Source organism: Maridesulfovibrio frigidus DSM 17176, assembly GCF_000711735.1.
Classification (GTDB): domain Bacteria; phylum Desulfobacterota; class Desulfovibrionia; order Desulfovibrionales; family Desulfovibrionaceae; genus Maridesulfovibrio; species Maridesulfovibrio frigidus.
In genome coordinates this window covers 58,526-81,325 of record NZ_JONL01000002.1, presented here as the reverse complement: position 1 = coordinate 81,325, position 22,800 = coordinate 58,526, and the positions used below count along the sequence as shown (strand labels likewise).

At 44.0% G+C, this 22,800-nt stretch carries 18 protein-coding genes; 15 read left to right on the top strand and 3 right to left on the bottom strand.

What is annotated here, in order from left to right:
• The first annotated feature begins 102 nt into the window (after positions 1-102).
• Genes BR06_RS0104675 through BR06_RS0104655 form a run of 5 tightly spaced genes read left to right on the top strand, consistent with a single transcriptional unit; the run spans position 103 to position 8,707 of the window.
• Positions 103-1,413, top strand: a complete 1,311-nt coding sequence (locus BR06_RS0104675; protein WP_031480626.1) for a nucleotide sugar dehydrogenase — start codon at positions 103-105, stop codon at positions 1,411-1,413.
• A 23-nt stretch (positions 1,414-1,436) separates the two neighbouring features.
• Positions 1,437-2,135 (top strand): futalosine hydrolase, encoded by a 699-nt coding sequence (gene mqnB, locus BR06_RS0104670; RefSeq protein WP_031480623.1) that lies wholly within the window; start codon positions 1,437-1,439, stop codon positions 2,133-2,135.
• Between the two features lie 57 nt (positions 2,136-2,192).
• A complete protein-coding gene (locus BR06_RS0104665) occupies positions 2,193-3,161 on the top strand; it encodes a polyprenyl synthetase family protein (protein WP_031480621.1) in 969 nt (322 codons plus the stop codon).
• Between the two features lie 29 nt (positions 3,162-3,190).
• Positions 3,191-5,683: a sensor domain-containing diguanylate cyclase gene (locus tag BR06_RS0104660; RefSeq protein ID WP_031480619.1), complete on the top strand. Its 2,493-nt coding sequence runs from the start codon at positions 3,191-3,193 to the stop codon at positions 5,681-5,683.
• A gap of 45 nt (positions 5,684-5,728) precedes the next feature.
• Positions 5,729-8,707 carry an AIR synthase-related protein gene (locus tag BR06_RS0104655; protein WP_031480617.1) on the top strand — a complete coding sequence of 993 codons (2,979 nt, stop codon included), beginning with the start codon at positions 5,729-5,731 and terminating at the stop codon, positions 8,705-8,707.
• Positions 8,708-8,997: 290 nt separating this feature from the next.
• Here BR06_RS0104655 and groL read toward each other — a convergent pair whose 3' ends face one another.
• Both groL and BR06_RS0104645 read right to left on the bottom strand, forming a co-directional pair.
• Positions 8,998-10,581, bottom strand: coding sequence for a chaperonin GroEL (gene groL, locus BR06_RS0104650; protein ID WP_031480615.1), 1,584 nt, complete (start codon positions 10,579-10,581; stop codon positions 8,998-9,000).
• A gap of 46 nt (positions 10,582-10,627) precedes the next feature.
• On the bottom strand, positions 10,628-10,900 hold the full coding sequence (locus tag BR06_RS0104645; protein WP_031480613.1) for a co-chaperone GroES: 273 nt from the start codon (positions 10,898-10,900) through the stop codon (positions 10,628-10,630).
• A 511-nt stretch (positions 10,901-11,411) separates the two neighbouring features.
• Between BR06_RS0104645 and BR06_RS0104640 the strand changes: the two genes are divergently transcribed.
• Positions 11,412-11,684 carry an HU family DNA-binding protein gene (locus tag BR06_RS0104640; RefSeq protein ID WP_031480611.1) on the top strand — a complete coding sequence of 91 codons (273 nt, stop codon included), beginning with the start codon at positions 11,412-11,414 and terminating at the stop codon, positions 11,682-11,684.
• Positions 11,685-11,823: 139 nt separating this feature from the next.
• Positions 11,824-13,194: an MATE family efflux transporter gene (locus BR06_RS0104635; RefSeq protein ID WP_031480609.1), complete on the top strand. Its 1,371-nt coding sequence runs from the start codon at positions 11,824-11,826 to the stop codon at positions 13,192-13,194.
• A 107-nt stretch (positions 13,195-13,301) separates the two neighbouring features.
• Here BR06_RS0104635 and cbiM read toward each other — a convergent pair whose 3' ends face one another.
• Positions 13,302-13,907: a cobalt transporter CbiM gene (gene cbiM / locus BR06_RS0104630; RefSeq protein WP_031480607.1), complete on the bottom strand. Its 606-nt coding sequence runs from the start codon at positions 13,905-13,907 to the stop codon at positions 13,302-13,304.
• Positions 13,908-14,179: 272 nt separating this feature from the next.
• On the opposite strand from cbiM, the gene BR06_RS20490 reads away from it, so the two are divergent.
• From BR06_RS20490 to BR06_RS0104585, 8 genes are all read left to right on the top strand, one after another.
• Positions 14,180-14,353, top strand: coding sequence for a hypothetical protein (locus BR06_RS20490; RefSeq protein ID WP_169738222.1), 174 nt, complete (start codon positions 14,180-14,182; stop codon positions 14,351-14,353).
• 193 nt (positions 14,354-14,546) lie between these two features.
• Entirely contained in the window at positions 14,547-16,064 is a 1,518-nt protein-coding gene (locus BR06_RS0104620; protein WP_031480605.1) for an NHL repeat-containing protein, read from the top strand.
• 60 nt (positions 16,065-16,124) lie between these two features.
• Positions 16,125-16,298, top strand: a complete 174-nt coding sequence (locus tag BR06_RS20485; RefSeq protein ID WP_169738221.1) for a hypothetical protein — start codon at positions 16,125-16,127, stop codon at positions 16,296-16,298.
• A gap of 356 nt (positions 16,299-16,654) precedes the next feature.
• A complete protein-coding gene (locus BR06_RS0104610; RefSeq protein WP_031480603.1) occupies positions 16,655-16,840 on the top strand; it encodes a hypothetical protein in 186 nt (61 codons plus the stop codon).
• 581 nt (positions 16,841-17,421) lie between these two features.
• Positions 17,422-19,245, top strand: a complete 1,824-nt coding sequence (locus tag BR06_RS0104605) for a biotin/lipoyl-containing protein (protein ID WP_031480601.1) — start codon at positions 17,422-17,424, stop codon at positions 19,243-19,245.
• A gap of 32 nt (positions 19,246-19,277) precedes the next feature.
• Complete coding sequence (locus BR06_RS0104600) at positions 19,278-19,541, top strand: OadG family protein (protein ID WP_031480599.1); 264 nt, start codon at positions 19,278-19,280, stop codon at positions 19,539-19,541.
• Positions 19,542-19,551: 10 nt separating this feature from the next.
• Entirely contained in the window at positions 19,552-20,679 is a 1,128-nt protein-coding gene (locus BR06_RS0104595; RefSeq protein WP_031480597.1) for a sodium ion-translocating decarboxylase subunit beta, read from the top strand.
• A gap of 354 nt (positions 20,680-21,033) precedes the next feature.
• Complete coding sequence (locus tag BR06_RS0104585; protein WP_031480595.1) at positions 21,034-22,770, top strand: phosphoenolpyruvate carboxykinase (ATP); 1,737 nt, start codon at positions 21,034-21,036, stop codon at positions 22,768-22,770.
• The last annotated feature ends 30 nt before the right edge of the window (positions 22,771-22,800 follow it).

The following is a 22,800-nucleotide window of genomic DNA, read 5'->3' as shown; positions in this document are numbered from 1 at the left end:
GTCCACCCTTCTGTCGGAAGTTTGTTGATAAAATTTTAGATGGTAATTGAACAAGAATTATAGTCACCGGCTTTCCGGTAAAACATTAAAGGATTAGAAGTCATGATTAAGTTTGAAGATATAAAAGATAAGAAAACCACTGTCGCAGTTGTCGGCCTCGGATATGTCGGGCTGCCTCTTGCCGTTGCTCTTGGACGTCATTTCAATGTGTTGGGGCTGGATATTTCCGAGCAGCGCATCAGTGAGCTTCGCAAAGGTTATGACCGCACAACAGAAGTTCTGGAAACAGATTTTCATAATTTCGTTGAGTTCACCAGTGATCCTACTGAGCTTAAGAATGCTGGCGTAATAATTATCGCAGTACCTACTCCGATCGATGAAGCACGCAATCCTGATCTTCGCCCTGTTGTCGGCGCATCTACAATGGTCGGTAAGAATATGTCTACCGGATCGATAGTTGTATATGAATCTACTGTATATCCGGGTCTTACTGAAGATATATGTGTTCCGATTCTCGCCAAAGAATCAGGGCTTGAGTATGAAACTGAGTTCGGTGTTGGTTATTCTCCAGAGAGAATCAATCCCGGTGACAGAGAACATACCTTACAGACAATCGTAAAGGTTGTTGCCGGTAATTCTGTTGAAGTTGCGGATCTTTTAGACAAGCTGTATTCCACTGTTGTTACAGCTGGGACTCACCGCGCTGCCTGCATTAAGGTTGCCGAAGCTGCTAAAGTTATTGAAAATACTCAGCGCGATCTTAACATCGCTCTCATGAATGAGCTGTCCATGATTTTTGACCGTTTGGGTATTGATACTCTTGACGTTCTTGAAGCTGCTGGAACAAAGTGGAATTTCCTTCCGTTTCGTCCGGGCTTAGTTGGTGGGCACTGTATCGGAGTTGACCCTTACTACCTTACTACTAAGGCTGAAGCTCTCGGGCATCACCCACAGGTTATTCTAGCCGGACGTAAGATTAATGACTCTGTAGGTAAATTTTTGGCTGAAACCACAGTTAAACAAATGATTGATGGTGACAGCAAAGTTAAAAATGCTAAGGTCGGTATTCTCGGTTTGACCTTCAAGGAAAATGTTCCTGATCTCCGCAACACAAAGGTTGTTGACGTTGTAGATGAGCTTCGTTCCTTCGGGGTCAATGTTCTTGTTCACGATCCTTATGCTGATCCGGAAGAAGCTGTAGAAGAATATGGACTTAAAACTGTTCCTTTCTCTGATTTTAACGGGCTGGATGCGGTTATTCTTGCTGTTTCGCATGACGAATATCGCAATCTAAGTTTTGACGAAATCAAGAGCTGGTTCAGAGTTCCTGCAAATGCTTTGATTATTGACGTAAAATGCTTTTTTGATCGCGATGAGCTTGATAAAGCTGGAATTAGATTCTGGAGATTGTAGTCGGTTGAACCTTCGGGGGGACTTTGAAGTCAATTCTTTTTGCAACTGCAACAGTTAAGGAAATGAAAGCGGCCCTTGGTGGGGTGTGTAAGCTTCCTGAACTTGAGCAGGGAGTTGCGGCTCCATTTGACTTCGCAGGCAAATCAGGCCTTTTGCTTGTTACCGGGATAGGAGTGATTAATTCCGCTTTTGCTTTGGGGCAGACTTTAGCCAAGCACAATGTGGAACTTGTTATCCTTGCCGGAGTTGCTGGCACTTTTGATCCTCAGCGCTTTCCTGTTTGTTCAGCTTGTATGGTAAAGACTGAAATCTGGCCTGAGTACGGACTGAAGGTCGGAAAGAATATTGATGCGAAAGGTCTTGGCTTCTGCCTTGCGGAAGTGGATAATGAGAAGATCTGGAATACAGTTAATCTTGTTTCCGGATCTGCACTCAGAAAGTCCGGGCTTGACCGATTCGCAAAACTGCCCGAAGCTGTTTCTTTAACAGTTAGCGGAGTTACGGCGACGGCGGATGAAGCTGTCAGGATGAGAGACGAGTTTGAGGCTGATATAGAAAATATGGAAGGTTTTGCGGCTGCATATGGATCTATTCTTTCGGGAGTAGCTGTATGTCAGGTGCGTACTGTGTCGAACCTCGTGGGATCAAGAGACAAAGAAGATTGGGATTTGCGTGGAGCTTTGGCCGAACTCGGCCGAGTTTGTTCTACACTGTTGAAATAATACAATCCTGCTTTTTTTGTACTTTTCTCACACACAATTGGGATAATTCATACGCGGATGACTGAGTTATTAGCATATTTCGAACAAGAGTTGCCTCGCATTAACGGCTTTCTAATTGAAGAAACCGATAAGCTTGCGGGATTGGTGAAAGGGGTCGCAAAGCATGTTCTGCTTGCTCCCGGTAAACGGATACGTCCTGTGCTCACCATACTTTCAGCTAGGGGATTGGGATATACAAAGGATGATATTTATCCTTTAGCCTGCTCACTCGAGCTGCTGCATGCTGCAACCTTGCTTCATGACGATATACTTGATGATGCTGATTTGAGACGTGGAGTTGAAGCTTCGCATCTCGTTTTTGGTGTTACCGAGACTGTTTTAGCCGGAGATGTTCTTCTTGCCCTAGCTAATCGCATTGGAGCAGATTACGGAATTTCTCGTATAAGCTATATTCTCGCGTCGGCGATAATGTCCACAGCAGAAGGCGAAATCCTTGAAATCGCACATATTTCCGAGCCTAAAGTTGACCGCGATGTCTACATGGACATTATCATAGGTAAAACTGCACGGCTCATTGAAGCTTCCTGCCGGATTGGCGCAGCAATTGCGAGCGATGATTCTGACTTAGAAGATGCGCTTGGAAATTTTGGGCTAAATATGGGAATTGCGTTTCAGCTGGTTGATGATGCTATCGATTACGAATCTCCTGTCGGTGATACCGGTAAGCCGGAAGGCGGAGATTTGAGAGAAGGTAAAGTTACTTTACCTTTGATTCTTTACCTTGAGATGTTAGAAGGTAATGAAGCTCAGAATTTACTTGCAGAGATTAAAGATCGCACAATTTCTGATGCAAAACGTGATGCTGTTCTGGAATCTATTCGAGAGCAGGGGCTTGGGACAAAAACAAGGCAGTATGCGGCCGATTATATAGAAAAAGCAAAAGAATGTTTGTCTTTACTGGATGACAGCGTAGAATGTCTTGTTCTTAAGCAAGCCGCAGATTTTGTTTTGACCCGTCGGAAGTAGTTGTAGGTAAAAGAGAGGAGTTGTTGACAATGAGTCTTGATGCGATCCTTGAATCACCTCGGCTGATGATGAAACTTAGTTTTCCTCCGGTGATGCTTCAACTGATGGAGGAGGCCGCAAAGCCTGAACCTGATTTTTCTGTGATGGGAAAGATCATCAGTACAGACCCTGCCCTATCAACTACAATTCTTAGCCTAGTTAACTCTCCTTTTTACGGTCTGTCACAGGAAGTTTCTGATCTCAAAAGGGCAGCTATTGTCCTAGGGACTCGTGAACTTTTGAATCTTGCCGTTACGGTTTCATATCAAAAGCATACGACTGGCAGTCTCGAAAAATGCGATTACGATATATATGATGATTGGATGCTTACCGTTTGGGGAGCTATTTCTGCCCAGTTGATAGCCTCTCGGACCTGTCCTGAGCATGCTGATAAAATTTACCTCTGCTGTTTACTTAAAGATATTTCCTTACTTTTTTTAAGATGCGCCGCTCCGGAAGAGCTTCCAGATAAATGTCACAAAGATACAGTAACTATGTCTTATCCTGAGCAGGATGCTGTTGAAAATGATGTTTGGGGTATGTCTCATGGTGCTCTTAGCCAACTATTGTTGTCTCGTTGGAAGCTTAAAACTCTTGAGTGTCCCTCTCTTTTGCATCACCATTCCTTGGATGATCTCGATTCATTTGATTTGCCAACACAAGCTGTTATTTTAGCTACGAAATGGGCAGAAATGGAACTCGGTAGCTTTTCTGCACCGTTTAATGTGCTTCAATTTGAAGTCCAATTGCAGACTGCTCTTGATATGGATGCAGACGATATTGAGGACTTTAGAAGTGTCTGCCGCACTAAATTTCAGTCCATGCTCAGTACTTTAGGTATGGGGGAACGTGACAGCAGAGCCGGGTTTTACAATCATTCCATCAAGTCTTTGCAATCAAGTTATTTCATGAGTCTGGAACTGCTGACCGCAGAAGGTGGCCTCGATTCTATACCACGCATAATAGGTCGCCACGTTAAACTTAACTGGGATGTTACTGAATGGGAACTGGCGCTTAAGTCACCTGACCTAGATAAGTATTCCTTGTATAAGGCGGAAGGACTCGCTCTGGATAAAGTCGCTTCTAAAGTTGTCAGACCGGATTTGCGCTGGTCTTTTCGCGGAGTGGGGATACAGATCAGCAGTCGTGGTGTCGATCACGGAGAATTCCGTTGTATGTGCCCCGGACTTTCAAAGGATGAGAAGAAAAATTTAGAGCTATATTTTAAATTCGTTGGTCAGGCTTATGAACACTATTGTTCTAATCAGCATTTGACCGAAGGGCGCTCCCTTACGCTTGAAACTCTTCCTCTTGGGATTGCCCGCTTAGATATCAGCGGTGACCTTCTTGATATGAACGAGGAGATGGGACGTATTCTTGGAGGGGCCGGTGTTTCCGGTATTAAAGATTTTGGTGAATTATTAGATCTAGGCGTTAGTGCCGGCCTTGGCGTGGAGTGGAGGGCGTTCGTTGATGAAGAGGCCAAAAAGTCATTTAGCAAAATTCTATGTGTCCGCCTTCGCACAGGAAGCACGCCTCGTGAAGCTTGTCTTTACTTTTCCGCTTATAAGCAGAAGAGCGAAGAGGGGATGGCAATATCAGTCATAATGGAAGATATGACTGAGGTGTCAGAAAGCCAGATTCAGGCTCTTAAACAAAGAGATTTTCTTGAAGGGCTTATTGATTCTATGCGTGATGTGGTTCTCACCGTAGATGCTAAAGGAAATGTTCACTATGCATCCTCACGTTATTCAAAGATTTTTCTAGGGCGTAATATCTTTAATATAGCAAGCCCGACAGAGTCCTTCACAGGTCGATGGGGTCCGGAAATTTTTGAGGATAAGAAAACGGTAGTGGAAGTCTTGATGAAAAGGACTGATTCTGCGGGGTTGCCCTTTGAACTTGTTATCAGTCAGCTTGCAGGTTCCGGAGATAAATATCTTATCGTTGCCCGGGATATGACAACTGTCAGGCGCCTTGAAGAGAAGCTTAAAAAGCAGGCTGTTTTTGATGGGTTGACTGAGCTGTTTAATCATACGCAGTTCAATACAATGCTGGCGCGCGAGGTTACCCGTAGCAGGAGAACTAAGCGGCCTGTTGGTATATTGTTTTTTGATCTGGACGGATTTAAAAAAGTGAATGACACAGAAGGACATCAGGCTGGGGATGCTGTTCTAAAAACTGTGGCTAAAATATTGAAAGAAGAGCTTAGAGCTGGAATGGACTTTCCTTGTCGATACGGCGGAGATGAGTTCGGAGTTATTGTCACTGAGGTTCGTCCTGACTCACTTGAGATGATCGGGAATAGAATTCGGATGAAAATAGAGAAGAAATTTTCAGGAAGAGTTACCATCAGCGGCGGTATGACCGTTTTAGAAGATGGTGACACTTCTGTCAGCATGCTTAAGAGAGCTGACACGGCGGCATACGCTGCTAAAGATTTAGGCGGTAATTTGTTGAAATGGGCGGAAAAAGAGTCTTAAGCTTTTGCTGAGATCTCGTTAGTTATATTAAAAAAGGAGATAACCATGCTCTGGCGGGTTGAGGTTGGTCTTAAAAAAAATGTCCGTGATGTTCAGGGGCATAGAGTTTCTCGTAAGATTCGGGAAGAGCTCGGAATAGAAGCCGGCGAAGTCCGGACTATTAAAGTATATACTGTTGAAGGGCTTGAAAAAGCTGATATTGATAAGGTCTTAGAGCTTGGCGTGTTGCATGACCCTGTGCTTCATGATGTTGCTCTTACCCCTATTGCTGATAATTTTACATGGAACGTGGAAGTCGGCTTTCGTCCCGGTGTCACTGACAACGAAGGGCGTACAGCACAAGAATCCGTAGTTCTAGTTATTACTCCTGAAGATGCTACTAAAGTTAAGGTTTATACCTCTACTCAGTATATTTTCGCAGAGAAGCTTGAAAAAGATCAGATATCGTCCATCGTAACTGATCTTTTAGCTAATGAACTCATTCAGCGTTACGAAATTCGTTCTGCCGACGAGTGGGAAAAGTCCCCAGGCTTTGAAGCTAAAGCAGCTCAGGTTACAGGCAAAGCTAGCGACGAAGTTGCCACCATCGATTTGCTCGCTATGAGTGATGAAGAAATGATGGACTTCAGCCGCGCAAATACTCTTGCCATGTCCATTGAAGAATTCCGTGTCATTCGTGATTACTACTCCGATCCAGAAGTTATCGCAGAACGCGAAAAATCAGGGATTGGCGCTAAGCCTACTGATGCTGAGCTTGAAGCTCTCGCGCAGACTTGGTCTGAGCATTGTAAGCACAAAATTTTCGCCTCTAAGATTGAATACGAGAACAGAGAAACTGGTGTTTCTTCTACCGTGGACAGCCTTTACAAAACCTGCATTCAGAACACGACTCGCGATATCCGTAAAGAAAAGGGCGACGACGATTTTTGTCTGTCCGTCTTTAAGGATAATGCCGGAGTTATCAAGTTCAATGAAAAGCTGAATGTCTGCGTTAAAATGGAAACGCACAATAGCCCGTCCGCTCTAGACCCATACGGTGGAGCGCTTACCGGAATCGTCGGTGTTAACCGCGATCCTATGGGAACTGGGCTTGGAGCAAACCTTCTCTGTAACACAGATGTTTTTTGTTTTGCTTCACCTTTCCACGAAGGCGAGCTTCCTCCTCGTTTGTTGCATCCTCGCAGGGTATTCGAAGGAGTACGCGAAGGTGTTGAGCATGGCGGTAATAAGTCTGGTGTACCGACTGTAAACGGATCTATCGTCTTTGATGAAAGATATCTAGGTAAACCACTTGTTTATTGTGGAACCATCGGCACTATGCCCATTAAAGTTGCTGGCCGTCTGAGCCATGAAAAACAAGCTCAGGTTGGCGATATTATCGTTATGACCGGTGGACGTATCGGTAAAGATGGGATTCATGGAGCTACCTTCTCTTCCGAAGAGCTACATGAAGGTTCCCCTGCAACAGCAGTTCAGATCGGTGACCCTATCACTCAGCGCAAAATGTATGATTGTCTCATGCGCGCTCGTGATACCGGACTATACAACGCTATCACTGATAACGGAGCTGGCGGTTTGTCTTCTTCTGTTGGTGAAATGGCAGAAGATACTGGCGGCTGTGATCTCGATCTCGCGCAAGCTCCTCTCAAGTATGATGGACTTAAGCCTTGGGAAATTCTTGTTTCCGAAGCTCAGGAACGCATGACTCTTGCTGTTCCACCTGAAAAGCTTGACGAGTTTATGGCTCTTGCAAAAGAAATGGATGTTGAAGCTGCTGCTCTTGGAACATACACAGACAGCGGTCTATACAATATCAGATATGGTGATAAGCCTGTTGCTAGCCTCCGCATGGACTTCCTGCATGATGGTGTTCCGCAGATGCAGCTCAAAGCTGTATGGGATCGTCCTGTTGTTGAGTTCACAGGTGAGCCTGTAGTTGAAGATCATACTGCCCTGCTTAAAGATATGCTCGGCAGACTTAATATTTGTAGTAAAGAATACGTTATCCGTCAGTACGACCATGAGGTTCAGGGACGTAGCGTTGTTAAGCCTCTAGTTGGTGAGAAAGAAGATGGACCTGCTGATGCAGGTGTGCTCAGGCCGGACCTTGATTCGGAGAAGGGACTTGTCGTTTCTCACGGTATCTGTCCTAAGTTCAGCGACCTCGACACCTACTGGATGATGGCTAATGCCATTGATGAAGCTGTTAGAAACGCGGTTTCAGTCGGTGGTGATATTTCCCACATGGCCGGAATCGATAACTTCTGTTGGTGTGATCCAGTTCAGTCTGAAACAACTCCAGACGGACATTACAAACTAGCACAGTTGGTTAGAGCCAATCAGGCCCTTTCTCACTTTAGCCGCGCATACGGTGTGCCTTGTATTTCCGGTAAAGACTCCATGAAAAATGACTACAAGGGCGGGGGCGTAAAAATCTCCATTCCGCCTACCGTTCTCTTTTCAGCAGTCGGGGTTGTTCCTGATGTTAATATGTGTGTTACTTCAGACTTTAAGAAGGCTGGAGACTTTATATATGTTCTAGGTTTGACTAGAGATGAAATGGGTGGCTCCGAAGTTGCTTCACAACTTGGTTTTACTCATCCTTCAGTTCCACATGTTGAAGCTCTCACTGCTCTAAAACGTTATCAGACTGTTCAGGCAGCCATGCGTCAGGGCCTCATAAGCGCCTGTCATGACCTTTCCGATGGCGGATTGGGAGTTGCTCTTGCTGAGATGTCTCTCGGCGGTAGAATCGGTGCTGAGATTGATTTGTGTTCTGTGCCTTGTGAATATGGCATGAGCACTCTTTCAACTCTTTACAGTGAAACCGCAAGTAGATTCGCAGTGACTGTTTCTCCTGAGAAAGCTCAGCAGTTTGAAGCGCTATTCGAAGGACAATTCTGCGGGCGTATCGGAATGACAACAGGTCTTAATTCCTTTGGTATTGCTGAAGGTACAACAGGCATTGTCAGAAGTAAGGTTCACCTTCTTGCAGAAGCTTTCAAAGCAACTCTCGATTGGTAAAACCCTGCTAAATATAGCTTATAAAAGAGCCGCATCAGTATATACTGATGCGGCTCTTTTTTTTGTACTTATAAAAAGCAATTTTGACGCACTGCGTGCAATTTAACAGATGAGTTCGTCTCCGAGGCCAAAGGAGTGCGACCCCTTATGGAATCCCATTTAGGGGGAGGGTCTGTTTGGCGGAGCTCAGCCTCCGGAGGCATACAGCCTAGCCTAAATATCACCAAAAAAGGCCCGAACGCTTAAGCGTTCGGGCCTTATATTCTTACTGTGAAACTAGTTGTTGAAGATTAATCTTCTTCAACAGCTTCGGAGATTGCACATTCTGTTGTCAGCAATAAGCTGGAAACGGAAGCTGCATTCTGTAGAGCGATGCGGGTAACCTTTTTAGGATCGATTACACCAGCTTTGATGAGGTCTTCGTAAACGCCTGTTGCTGCGTTGAAACCGAAGCCGTCTTTACCAGCAGCTACTTTTTCTACAACAATAGAACCTTCGAAACCAGCATTTTCAGCGATCATACGTAGAGGCTGCTGAGCAGCACGGCGGATGATACCGATTCCAGCTAGTTCGTCATCGTTGCCAGCTTTGAGGTTGTCAAGAACGAGAGCACAACGAACAAGAGCGGTTCCGCCACCTGCTACGATGCCTTCTTCAACAGCTGCGCGAGTTGCGTTAAGAGCATCTTCTACGCGAGCTTTCTTTTCTTTCATCTCAACTTCAGTTGCTGCACCGACTTTAATTACTGCAACGCCGCCAACAAGCTTAGCTAGACGTTCCTGCAACTTTTCGCGGTCGTAGTCAGAAGTGGAGTCAGCTGCCTGAGCTTCAATTCTGCGTACACGGCCTTTGATGTCTTCAACAGAACCAGCACCATCGATGATAGTGGTGTTTTCTTTGTCGACTCTTACGCGTTTAGCAGTTCCAAGTCCGTCGATGGTCATAGCGTCAAGAGACAGACCTACGTCTTCGGAAACAACCTGTGCGCCAGTCAGGATAGCGAGATCCTGAAGCATTTCTTTACGGCGATCACCAAAGCCAGGAGCTTTGATAGCACAAACCTGAAGGTTAGCACGAAGTCTGTTAACTACGAGAGTTGCAAGAGCTTCACCGTCGATGTCTTCAGCTACGATGAGCAGAGGGCGAGACATTTTGAGAACCTGCTCCAGAATAGGGAGAAGATCTTTCATGCTGGAAATTTTCTTTTCGCAGAGAAGGATCATTGGATCTTCAAATTCACAAACCATTTTGTCTGTGTCAGTTGCGAAGTAAGGAGAAAGGTATCCGCGATCGAACTGCATGCCTTCAACGACATCAAGTTCAGTCTTCATGGATTTTGCTTCCTCAACAGTGATAACGCCTTCTTTACCGACTTTGTCCATTGCTTCTGCAAGGATTTCGCCGATGGTGGAATCGCTGTTTGCGGAAATAGTTCCGACCTGAGCGATTTCAGCTTTGTCACGTGTAGGCTTAGCTAGAACGTTAAGTTCTTCAACAATGGCAGCAACAGCAGAATCAATTCCGCGTTTGATGGACATTGGGTTACGGCCTGCAGCAACGAGCTTTACGCCTTCAGCAAAGATGGACTGAGCAAGAACAGTCGCTGTAGTTGTTCCGTCACCAGCGATGTCATTGGTTTTGGAAGCAACTTCCTTAACCATCTGTGCGCCCATGTTCTCGAATTTGTCTTCGAGATCAATTTCTTTCGCAACTGTAACACCATCTTTAGTGATGATAGGAGCGCCCCAGGACTGTTCAATAACTACATTACGACCACGGGGTCCGAGTGTTACCTTTACAGCTTCAGCAAGGGTGTCTACACCGATTTTGAGGTGCTCGCGTGCTTTTACGTCAAATTCTATAGCTTTTGCCATCTAAATATCCTCCAGAGAGAAATTCGTTTAATTTATATAACGGAAATTATTCAACAACTGCGAGAATTTCTTCTTCGCGCATAATGATGAAGTCATCACCATCAATGGAAAGCTCGTTGCCTGCGTATTTAGCGAAGAGAACTACGTCACCTTCTTTTACGGACATAGGAGCTTTTTCTTTACCTGGACCTGCAGCAGCAACAACACCCTTCATAGGTTTTTCTTTTGCTGAATCAGGAATGATAATTCCACCGGCTGTTTTCTGTTCGCTTTCCAGACGCTTGATAAGTACGCGATCCTGTAGTGGCTTGAGATTCATGTTTCCCCCTCGACTAAATAAAGTATTGGTTAATAATGAATAAAGAATCCGCGTGGTTATGGCGGTTTCTACTTTTGATTTTAAAGGCCGGACCTTTGTATTTCGGCAAGAGTCGACCGCTACATCTAAGTGAAGCTCAACTAAATTAAGACACGGAAGCCATAAGTCAACACCACAGAATAAAAAAAGAGCATTATAATAGCTGAATTTTCTTTTTAAAAATTTAAACTGGCTTAATGTGTCGTTTATGTTAAAAAATACGCAAAATAAGAGGTTTCACTTGACAATTGTTCGGTATCACCTGTAGTCCGCCACCTCCGCATCAAACTTGATTACGGTCAATTGTGTTTCTGACATAATGCGGTTCTATTATAATTATTTGTAAAGTAATGCTGCGATTGGCAATAAAACATTTTGCCTATGGCTTTTTGATGTTGAATGGTGTAGTGGCCTTTTTGGGGTACGGATATATCGCTTGGGTAGCGGTAAAAACAAATTGAAGGAGTTTATTATGAGTAAGGCTGTTCTTGTTAAGAAGTTCCGGGAAAAATTAGATATGAGCGCTAAAGATGCATCTGCAGCTATTGCTGGTGTTCTTGGTGCAATCGAAGATGGACTTAAAGAAGAAGGTAATGTGACTCTTACAGGATTCGGTACTTTTAAGACCGTTGAGCGTTCCGCACGAACCGGACGCAATCCTCAGACTGGAGACGCTATTCAGATTCCAGCATCACGCGGAGTAAAGTTCACTCCTGGAAAATTCCTCAAGGACGCAGTTAAATAATTTTTTTATTTACGACTGTTCAAGCCGCTTCCGGGAATTCCGGAAGCGGCTTTTTTTTTGCGAAAATTTTGGTTGCTTAAACCGATTGCAATATTTATGCGTATGTACATTAAAATTATTATTTACGGAGTAACGTTCAATGTCTTCCCTTTGGAATAGGCCTTTTGGCTATAAGGATGTTTTAAAAATAAGCTTACCGCTTGCTGTTAGCATGGCCTCTACTACTATTATGCAGATTACTGATAGAGTGTTCCTTGGGAGGTATTCCGTTGAGGCAATTGCCGCCGCACTTCCAGCAGGGATCCTTGCTTTTTTATTCATATCCTTCTTTATGGGCGTTGCCAGCTATATAAACGTTTTCATTGCTCAATATACCGGAGCCGCAAGGCCAGACAAGGTCGCAACTAGTTTATGGCAGGGCATATATTTTTCACTCGCAGCGTGGGTCATTCTTGTGATTTTTGGTCATTTCCTGACTCCATTGCTTGTATTGGGTGGACATCCGCCTGAAGTCACCGTGCTCGAGATCCAATATTTTAGAATATTGATGTTCGGAGCAGGGCTGCCTGTTCTAGATACAGCACTATCAAGTTTCTATTCAGGACGCGGGCTTACCAGAACCGTTATGATCGTGAACATGGTGGGAGCACTGGTCAATATTCCATTAGATTATGCACTCATAAACGGTGTTTGGATTTTCCCAGAGTTGGGTATTCAAGGGGCTGGAATTGCGACTGTTCTAGCTGGATGTGTAATTGTAGGTCTTTATATTCCTCTTATCTTTAATAGTAAGAATGAGAAGAAATACGGTGTATTAAGTAATTTTAAATTCGCTCCGCAACTTTTTCGCAGATTCATAAAGTATGGTTTGTCAAACGGGGTTCAGTTCTTTCTAGATATTTTTGCCGTTACTTTTTTTGTTTATATGGTGGGAAGGCTTGGAACAACAATTCTTGCTGCAAGCAATATTGTTCTTTCTATTGACGGAATAACATTTTTCCCCGCCTATGGTATTTCTGTCGGAGTTAGTACTCTGGTTGGTCAGGCAATAGGGCAGGGGCGCCCTGAGTATGCTAAAAGAGCTACGACCTGTGCATTTCATATCACTTGTGCGTGGATGCTCTTTATGGGGCTGATTTACATAGCCATACCGGACACTTTGATAAGTATGTTTCGTCCTCATGATATCGGTGATGCGCAATTTGGAGAAGTTCTTGAGCATGGTCGAATCTTCTTGCTGTTCACGGTTGCTTATATTTTCTTTGATGGACTTGCGCTTGTCTACTCTGGAGCATTGAAGGGTGCGGGAGATGTTGTCTGGGTTATGAAGCTTGTCGGTTTTTTATGTGTAACTTTGATGGTAATACCGTGCTATCTCGGGGTGGAGGTTTGGAAGCTTGGTCCTAATTTCCTCTGGGCGATTTTTACCGCTTACGTGGTTGCTCTAAGCTTTTCTTTTTACTTACGCTTCAAGGGCGGTAAATGGCAGAGTATGAAAGTTATCGAGTAAGCTGTTTTCGGTTTAATCCTTTTTGTTATAGCCAAGAAAGAAGCGCGTAAGAGGATATCCTCTTACGCGCTTCTTTACGTGAAACATATAAGTCGCGTTAGCGTAAATTATTCTTGAGTAGCCATCAGCATTTCAGGTCTGACCTTGTAAAGGAAGCTGTATGTGAATACGCAGATAAATCCTTCAATAATCATGATGGGCAAGTGCGCATATACAATAAGCTGTGCCGCGCCGATGAAACTGTCGTCGGTGAAAGATAATGCGAATGCGGTCAGCATCGCCGAAAGTCCGATTGATACCGCCCCGCAAAGAAATGCGCCGACAGTCATGCTCTTGCCGCCCTTATTGAGCAGAGAGCGGAATAGGTAATGGCAGAGAACCGCAGGCAAGGCCATAGTGGCAGTGTTTACGCCGATGACAGTGAGTCCTCCATATTGAAAGAGGATAGCTTGCAATAGTAATCCGGTAAGGATCGCGGGGAAGGCGGCCCATCCGAGTACCAGCCCCATAAGCCCGCTGAGAATAAGGTGCGCACTGCCTGGTCCTAGAGGAATATGAATAAGCGATGCGACAAAGAATACAGACGAAAGCAGAGCAACTGTTACGAGCTTTTCTGAATCAATTTTTTTCAGTCCGATCATGGTTCCGGCGACTGTTACAGCCGCTCCAGTGGCAAGAACGGGAAGAGATAAAACTCCCTCTGATATGTGCATAGTTCAAATCCTTATTTATTGCGCTACCTTTATTAATATTAGAAAGGTGGCAGCGAGCTAGAAAACGAATTAATGAGCTTAGTACTGCATACGTTTTTAAAAACTATGACACACTACTTGTTGTGTCAAGCTGTTTTGAAATTAGATTGAGGTCTTTTAGGCTGTATATTATGAATCCTATTCTATGATTTATTAGGCACTCTTTGGTGTTATTCTAATTCCTTAATGTTGTCTGGTATGCATGTTGCTTCTCCAAAGCGAGGAGGAAAAATATGCACAAAGAGAGAATTATGGAAAAGGCAATTCCAGTCATGTTTGATGTCGTAGTATATGGCGGATTCGCTGCGTTTTTGTTGGCTAGCTATATTACTTTTCAAGGTTTTCTGGAAAGATTTCCTGAACCAGCGGAAAAACTTATCGGCCTGCTGCAAAAATTTCTCGCATGAGAAAGTAAGATTACTCCGAAAAAAAGTCCTCTCTTGTCTAGTTACTGACAAGGGGGGACTTTTTTATTTGGTTTCCTTTAAAATGGATCATATATTAAAATTGGTTTGCTGTTATTTCTATTACAACCTTGATTTGTTGCTTGTATAGGATAAATAGCTCTAATAAATAGAATATCTGGGGAGGTCTACTATTGTGATTAGAAGTACTTTTTTGCTATATATTACCGTTTGTTTATCGGCTTTGCTTTTCGGAGGAGCTGTTGCTTCTGCGGAAGACCTTTACGTTATGTCTCGCGATAGCGGGGAAATTCTGGTTTTTGACAGTGCCGATGACGGGTTATCAACTCCTGCGCGCAATATTTCCGGAGCTGCCACTCTGCTCAGCGGAGGTCATGGCTATGGTTTATTTTTATATGATGAAGAAGTTTACATTACCGACGAGAATGACGACTCAATATCCGTCTTCCCTTCAACTGGTACTGGCAATATTGCCCCTACAAGGGTGATTAGCGGAGCTGCACCAGGGCTTAACATTCCACGAGGGCTGTTTATTTCCAACTCCGAGATTTATATTGCAGACGAAGGTTCCAAGTCCATCAAAGTTTTTAATACTTCTGATAGTGGTAATGTCGCTCCTAAACGTGAGATCGTCGGAGCTGCTACAGGATTTTCAAAACCCTGTATGATGATGGTTTACGGCAGTGACCTATATGTACTTGATAACGGTTTGAATCTGGTATCGGTCTTTAATGTTACAGACACTGGAAATGTAGCTCCTAAGCGAACATTCAGTGTGTCAGGCGTGATGAACGACGCTCGTGGCTTATGGATATCAAATGATATTATTTATATTAGTCAAGGTGGTACTGACACGATTATGAGTTTCCCTCTCGCTTCAAGTGGGGTAACTGTTCCAAGTACCACTATCTCAGCCGCAGGTACAGCTGTAAACAATCCTTACGGCTTGATCGTGAAGGATTCTTTAATTTACGTATCAAGTTTTGCGATAGATACACTTGTTGTTTTTAAGACCACGGATGATGGTCTTACCGTTCCACAGCAAGTAATTACTTCAGCTACTATGAATGGTCCCATTCAATTGGGTATGGCGATAGAAGAGGATTATGTTAAAAAGTCTGAACATCAGCAGGCCGGTGTAACAGTTGCAGTTACTGCTAATACCCAAAATGCAACGACAGATACTGTCATTCAGGACACTTTTAGCATTCCTTCCAGTTTTAACCTGCGTTCTCCACTTGCTACGTTTACCGCTACTGTAAGCAGTTCCGGAGCTAACGGGGTGTTTAGTTTTAATTCCACAAGCCTTAACGGAACAGTCGCTGATGTGGTTCTTATGAAGTGTTACGAAGCAAATGGGACCAGTATACCTTTTGGCAGCTACGCTTCTGTCGCAGATCCTGATACTGAGGGGGCTTGGTGGATGGAGGATGATAGCGAAAATTATTTGCCTTCAGAGACCGTGCTTACTTTGGGCACCAATTACTGGGTAAATTACGTTGTAAAAGATAACGGAAAATACGATACTGATCCAACCCTTGGTGTTATTAAAGACCCTGCTGCGTTGGGAGTGCAAAGTCCCTCAGATACTGGCGGTGGATGTGTTTTGAATCCTACTGCCGGATTTGGTCTTGAATGGGCTATTCTTATGGGCGGGGTAGGGCTATTGTTCATTAGACGTCTTAGTAAATAGTTAATATTTCTTAATATTATCTGGTACATATGTTGCCTCCTCTAACGAAGGAGGAAAAATATGCCCAAAGTTAAAATTAAGGGAAAAACAATTCCGGTTTTGTTTGATGTTGTAGTATACGGCGGATTCGTTGCTTTTTTATCTGCCAGCTATATTACACTTCAAAGCTTTCTGGAAAGATTTCCAGAACCCCTAGAAAAACTTATCGTCTTGCTGCAAAAAATTCTCGCATGAGAAGTTATGTTTACTATGAAAAAAAATCCTCTCTTGTCTAATCTGGGCCAGGGAGGATTTTTTTATTCATTTTACGTTGAGGTGAATTATACAGAATCAAGTAACTCAGTAATTTTTATCTGTACGGATCTGTCAGTAAATTAAGGGCAACAGTTAAGTTGTATCGGACTGATGTTGATAGTATAGGTAAATAAGGCCTTGATCAGCCCTCGGTGGTATTTATAGATCCTGTTACGGTAATGGTGCAAAGATGCTGCCTGAATTGTATTGCCGGATTTGGTTTTAGTTGACTTCGATTGTATAAATATTAAGTTAAAAGAAGCTGATAATGAAATTCTATATCACCGAGGAGCCTTATGCAGGAAATACTAGTATTCGTCATTATAGGGGTTGCAGCCTTGTACTTAGGAATCAAATGGTTCCGAAAGGGAGTCGGAGGGTGCGGCTGTGGTTGTGATTGTGGTGCCGCTAATAAAACTATTAATGGTGACCGCAGTAACTCAGAAGGGTCTTCTATAGGAGATCTTAGACAAAAGAAGTAATTATTCGAATCTCAATGTAGTTTATCTTGATTTTGAAAGGTTGTTTTGAATTAAGGTGCTCTTTTGGCGGTAAATAGATACTGGTTGGGTAGGAATTTAACTTTTCGAATTATTTTTTTGCCGTTGCAGAATGAGTTTTTATTAGCCAAATTAACTTTTATGCAATAAAAAACGGCCTTAAATTGCTATAAACGTAACAGAGGAAGCTGTTGTCAAACAAAATTGTCGCTTTGCAACTTTTGTTGCACAACTTTTTTCTTTATAGAATCCGAATCCTGTGCTTATTAAATTCCTCGGCTATAGTAGGTTTTACGTATGTTTCTCCTGCTCATCTGCCATATATATTCCAGCCTTTCTTAAATGATTTTTTTAAGGGTGCGGTTTCTTGCTGAAATTGTGACGGAATTGTGCTACTCGATGTTCACTTTCAGCTTGTTATGAGGTTGTGTTCGATGCAACCATAGCGAGTGTAGTGTTGTAAATATTTGGTTTCCTTTAGAAAAATATGTTTAACAAGAATGTTTAAACGCGGTCCGGCGGGATTGCGGTGATTCACTCATTCACATACCAAGGGAGGGGAAGTGGCCAAGAAGAAAGTTAAGTTTATGTGTACTGCCTTTCGTGACGGCTTTCAGTCCGTATACGGAGCCAGAGTTAAGACCGATGATTTTCTGCCTGCTGTAGAAGCAGCTAGAGATGCAGGAATCAACTGGTTTGAAGCTGGCGGGGGAGCACGTTTCCAAGCCCTATATTTTTATTCCAATGAAGATGCTTTTGATATGATGGATAGATTTAGAGCCACAGCTGGCCCTGATGCAGATCTTCAGACTCTGTCTCGCGGTGTTAACGTTGTTGGTCTCGAATCTCAATCCAGTGATGTCATTAAAGCTCATGCGGATCTTTTTGCAAAACACGGTATTACTACCATCCGAAACTTCGACGCACTAAATGACGTCAATAACCTGATCTATAGCGGGCAGTGTATTGCTGATGCCGGCCTTAAACATCAGGTTGTTGTTTCCATGATGGAACTTCCTCCTGGATGTTCCGGTGCTCATGATGCGGCTTTCTACGAAAGCACTCTGCGCCAGATTTTGGATGCGGGTATTCCTTATGATTCCGTCTGCTTTAAAGACGCATCAGGAACTTCGACTCCTTCCAAGGTCTACGAGACTATCAAGCTCGCACGCAAGATGCTTCCCGCAGATACAATGATTCATTTCCACACTCACGAAACAGCCGGAATCGGCGGTCTCTGCTACATGTCCGCCATTGAGGCCGGAGCAGACGCCATCGACTTGTCCATGGCTCCAGCGTCAGGCGGAACCTGTCAGACTGATATTGTCACCATGTGGCACATTCTGCGCGGCACCGACTACACTATTGATGTGGATATCGACAAAATTATCACAGCCGAAGATGTCTTCCGCGATTGCATGAAGGATTACTTCCTGCCGCCAGAAGCAACTATGGTTGATCCAATGATTCCTTTCAGCCCAATGCCCGGCGGCGCGCTGACAGCTAATACTCAGATGCTCAGAGATAACGGTCTTATGGATCGCTACCCTGAGATTATTCGCGCAATGAGTGAAGTTGTTCGCAGAGGTGGTTTCGGTACTTCCGTTACTCCTGTTTCCCAGTTCTACTTCCAGCAGGCGTTTAACAACGTTATGTTCGGACCATGGGAAAAATTTGCTGACGGTTACGGTAAAATGCTTCTCGGTTACTTTGGTAAAACTCCTGTTGCGCCTGATGCTGAGCTTATTAAGCTTGCTTCTGAGAAGATGGGACTTGAAGTTACTACGAAAAGCCCTATCGAACTCAACGATGCTGATCCTACGAAAGGTCTCGGACCTGCACGCAAGGTCCTCGAAGAGGAAGGCTTGCCTGTAAATGATGAGAACGTATTCATCGTTGCTACCTGTAAAGATAAAGGCGTTGCCTATCTTAAAGGCGATGCCAAAGTGGGCATTCGCTATAAGAAAGACGTTGAAGCAGAGCAGATTGCAAATCTTGGCGGCGGTAGCGCTGGAACCGGTTCTGGAACAGTAAATGTTTCAGTTAACGGACAGTCTTACTCTGTTGCTGTTGATGGTGCGACTGCTACTCTTAACGGTAAGTCTTTCAATATTGGAGCCGGAGATGGTACTCCTGCAGCAGCCGGTTCTGCCGCGCCTGCGGGCGGAGCAACCGAGCCTATTGCAGCTCCAATGCCTGGTCTTATTATCCGTCTTGCTGTCCAGCCCGGAACGGCTGTTCAGGAAGGTCAGACCTTATTGATTATGGAAGCTATGAAGATGGAAATGGAAGTTAAGGCTCATGTTGCCGGAACTGTAGCTTCTATCGAAGTTGCTGGTGGTGATCAGGTCAAACAGGGCCAGCCTTTAGTTCTTCTATCTATCTAGCTGAGCATTTTTAAACGCAAAAGGAGTTTCCAATGCAGGAAATGGTGTTCAGTTGGCAACATGTAACCGATGGGAACGGGATTGCCCTTTCTTTGACGGGCATGGGCATCGTATTTGTGGCTTTGCTGCTGGTAAGTCTTTACATAGCTATGCTTCCGAAGCTGGCTGCTTTCTGTAATATGATTATCCCTCCTTCTGCGCACCATAGCGGTGTAGAGGCTCCCGCTCCGGCAGGACCTAATGAAGCGGAGATAGTCGCAGCTGCAGTTGCATATCTGCACAAAAATAAGAGCTAGACGGAACGTTATGGATATACTTCTTCATTTCTTAAGTACCACAGGGTTCGCTGAAATGACGATTGGCAATTTCTTAATGATTGTCATCGGAATATTTTTCATCGCCCTTGCTATCATAAAGGACTACGAACCGCTTCTGCTCTTGCCTATCGGGTTTGGAGCAATTGTAGGTAATATCCCGTCTATCGCGGGTATGCCTCTTAGCGTCTATGACGAAGGAAGCGTTCTTTCATACATCTACTTCGGAGTCAGCAAAGGGCTTTTCCCACCGCTGATCTTCCTTGGAATCGGAGCCATGACGGACTTTTCGTGTATGCTCTCGAATCCTAAACTTGTACTGCTTGGTGCAGCAGCTCAGATGGGTATTTTTATTACTCTCGTCGGAGCTATGTATCTTGGTTTCAGCCCAGCTGAAGCTGGCGCGATTGGTATTATCGGTGGGGCGGATGGTCCTACTGCTATTTTCCTCTCGTCGAAGCTGGCCCCGCATCTGCTGGGAGCCATCGCCATTGCGGCTTATTCGTATATGGCGCTAGTTCCCGTAATTCAGCCTCCGATTATGAAATTGTTTACTTCTAAAAAAGAGCGTCTCATTCGCATGAAAGCTCCAAGAGAAGTATCAGCTCGTGAGAAAGTTCTCTTTCCTGTCGGCGCATTCATAATCACAGCTCTTATCGCTCCAGGGTCTCTTGCTCTGGTCGGTATGCTCTTCCTAGGTAACTTGCTTAAAGAGTCTGGTGTTACTGAGCGTTTGGCAGAAACAGCGCGTACATCACTCATTGATTCCGTTACTATCCTTCTTGGATTCTCCGTTGGAGCTTCGACTCAGGCTCAGACATTTCTGACTCCTGATAGTCTGCTCATTTTCGGACTAGGGGCGGCTTCCTTTTGTGTGGCTACTGCAAGTGGCCTTCTTTTTGCCAAGCTTATGAATCTTTTCCTTAAGGATAAGATAAACCCTCTGATTGGAGCTGCTGGTGTATCCGCTGTTCCTGACTCCGCGCGAGTTGTCCAGATGGTAGCACGCCAAGAAGATCCTCATAACTTCCTGCTCATGCATGCCATGGCACCTAACGTATCGGGAGTTCTTGGCTCCGCGGTTGCGGCTGGTGTGCTCTGGTCTGTACTTGGACTGTAGAGTTATGATCATGGTAATTACAAATCGAGCGAGAACGAAAAAGCTTAAGCGCAGTATTGCGCTTAAAACGCTCGGTCTGGAGACAACTATGCAGAAAAAAAAGGTCCAGTTAAAAGACTAATGTCAAAAGGCGCATTCTCAAAATGAGAGTGCGCCTTTTTGCTTAAGTATATTTTCGGTTAAATGTTTTGATTATAGTAGTAGGGTGATCACTCTTTAAATCATGTTGGTTTATGCAGAGTTCTTGCTGACATTTGGAGCAGAGTTCAGGTTAGGGTGGATTTTTTCTAGGAATAGGGTTAGGGCGAATCTTAACAGTCAGTCAGACTTATATTTTCTTTGGAGGAGTAACCAGTGGCTAGTCAATCTACCTATGATTTTTACAAAGACGATCTTTCTAAAATACCACCTTTAAGGGCTATTGCAGAAACACTCGTTAACGATAAAAGAGTTAGAAAAGTTAATGCTGCAGAGGCATATGAACTTGCTAAAAAACAGTGGGATGTCATGGAAACGGATCAGCCGATCTATCCTAAGGCAGCAAAACGTTTGGGCCTTCCAGAAGGCGCAACTGTTTTAAACCATTGTCATGGTAAGATCGTTGGACGCACAGGTTTGGCTCGCAGGTTTTATAATAAACTTGATGGATCAACTCAGCGCAAAGTCCTCGGAGATCTCAGAGAAGCTATCTCTGATATGCAGCAACGTCCTCTAATTAAGGCTGAAGCGATTATCGGCCTTGATAAAGATCTTATGATCAGAGCTACCATTGTTGGTGGTGAAGATGATGCTGCGAATATTTATAACTGGCTTGTCAACTTTACTCCATACGAAGAGTTGGCAGCAGAGTATGAAAAAAGCTCAAAATTGCCCATTCAGGATATTATCATCATCGGTGACAATGTTTGGCGTAATGAAGATCCTTTTTATCATAACCAGGGTTTCCCACAGCTCGCTCTTGTAGATGAAGAATGTAACGTCATCTACAATTTCGGTATGCGTTACTTCGGTGAGCGCAAAAAGGGAACTTTGACACTTGCTTGGACTTCCGGCATTCGTGTTGGAATGGCTGCTTGTCATGGTGGAATCAAGGAAATTGATTTCACTGGATGTAAGAGTGCTGATGCTAAGAAAATGGGACAGCGTTCCATTGCCTTTTTCGGACTTTCCGGAACTGGTAAATCATCTCACACAAACTCCCATGATAACGGTGGAACTCTACCTGAAGGGTTCACTAAGAAAGTTTTGCATGATGATGCATTCCAAATTGATATCGATAATCGTGTTTGCCGTGTATGGGAACCGACTCTTTTTGATAAAACCGACTCAAGACCTCTGGGCAACCCCGACTGGGAATACATGGTATCAGTAATGAACCATGCTACTCTTAATGTTGACGGTAAAGTACTTCCTATTGGTCAGGATTTACGTAATCCAAATGGGCGCGCTCTTATTGATCGCGACGTTTTAGGATCTCATGTAAATCGTTGTAAGTTCCCTGAAGTCCTTTGCTGGCTCATGAAAGATACATGTTTGCCTCCACTTATTCGTTTTACTGACACAAATCTCGCAGTTGCAATGGGCGCAGCCCTGATGACTAAGCGTAACCTTGCAGAAAACGTTTCAGAAGAAGAACTTAAAAAGCTTGTTTTCATTCCTTACGCAAATCCATTCAGAGTTTACGAACTTTGGAAAGATGTTGATGCATTTACCAAGGTCTACGAAAACGGCGCAACGGGTTACAGCTTTAACTCTGTTGGTTTCTGGAAATCTTCTGATACTGATCTCCATCCTATTCCGCTACAGACATCCTTGCACCTGCAGTCATTGATCTTGCAAGATAAGCTTGAGTGGGAAGACTGGGATCTGCTACCAGGTGCACAGCTACCTAAACGTGATTGTATGGAAAACTTCCTTCCAGGATACCATTTCACATACAATCCTAAGAATACCGATAATCAGACTTTGTACATGCAGACTCTCAAAGATAGATTTGCACAGCGCAGGCACTTTCTTGAGCAGACTGAAGACCTTAACTGCAAGCCTGAAATTCTCGCTAAACTTACCAAGGCTCTTCATATTAGAGAGTAACAGTAAGTCTAATCCTGATTTTTTAATCAG

Bases quoted from the DNA above. Each gene is read 5' to 3' on its own strand.
- BR06_RS0104665 (WP_031480621.1), top strand. From the start codon at position 2,193: ATGACTGAGTTATTAGCATATTTCGAACAAGAGTTGCCTCGCATTAAC.
- BR06_RS0104640 (WP_031480611.1), top strand. From the start codon at position 11,412: ATGAGTAAGGCTGTTCTTGTTAAGAAGTTCCGGGAAAAATTAGATATG.
- BR06_RS0104655 (WP_031480617.1), top strand. From the start codon at position 5,729: ATGCTCTGGCGGGTTGAGGTTGGTCTTAAAAAAAATGTCCGTGATGTT.
- BR06_RS20485 (WP_169738221.1), top strand. From the start codon at position 16,125: ATGCCCAAAGTTAAAATTAAGGGAAAAACAATTCCGGTTTTGTTTGAT.
- groL (WP_031480615.1), bottom strand. From the start codon at position 10,581: ATGGCAAAAGCTATAGAATTTGACGTAAAAGCACGCGAGCACCTCAAA.
- BR06_RS0104600 (WP_031480599.1), top strand. From the start codon at position 19,278: ATGCAGGAAATGGTGTTCAGTTGGCAACATGTAACCGATGGGAACGGG.
- cbiM (WP_031480607.1), bottom strand. From the start codon at position 13,907: ATGCACATATCAGAGGGAGTTTTATCTCTTCCCGTTCTTGCCACTGGA.
- BR06_RS0104675 (WP_031480626.1), top strand. From the start codon at position 103: ATGATTAAGTTTGAAGATATAAAAGATAAGAAAACCACTGTCGCAGTT.
- BR06_RS0104595 (WP_031480597.1), top strand. From the start codon at position 19,552: ATGGATATACTTCTTCATTTCTTAAGTACCACAGGGTTCGCTGAAATG.
- BR06_RS20490 (WP_169738222.1), top strand. From the start codon at position 14,180: ATGCACAAAGAGAGAATTATGGAAAAGGCAATTCCAGTCATGTTTGAT.
- BR06_RS0104645 (WP_031480613.1), bottom strand. From the start codon at position 10,900: ATGAATCTCAAGCCACTACAGGATCGCGTACTTATCAAGCGTCTGGAA.
- BR06_RS0104610 (WP_031480603.1), top strand. From the start codon at position 16,655: ATGCAGGAAATACTAGTATTCGTCATTATAGGGGTTGCAGCCTTGTAC.
- BR06_RS0104635 (WP_031480609.1), top strand. From the start codon at position 11,824: ATGTCTTCCCTTTGGAATAGGCCTTTTGGCTATAAGGATGTTTTAAAA.
- BR06_RS0104660 (WP_031480619.1), top strand. From the start codon at position 3,191: ATGAGTCTTGATGCGATCCTTGAATCACCTCGGCTGATGATGAAACTT.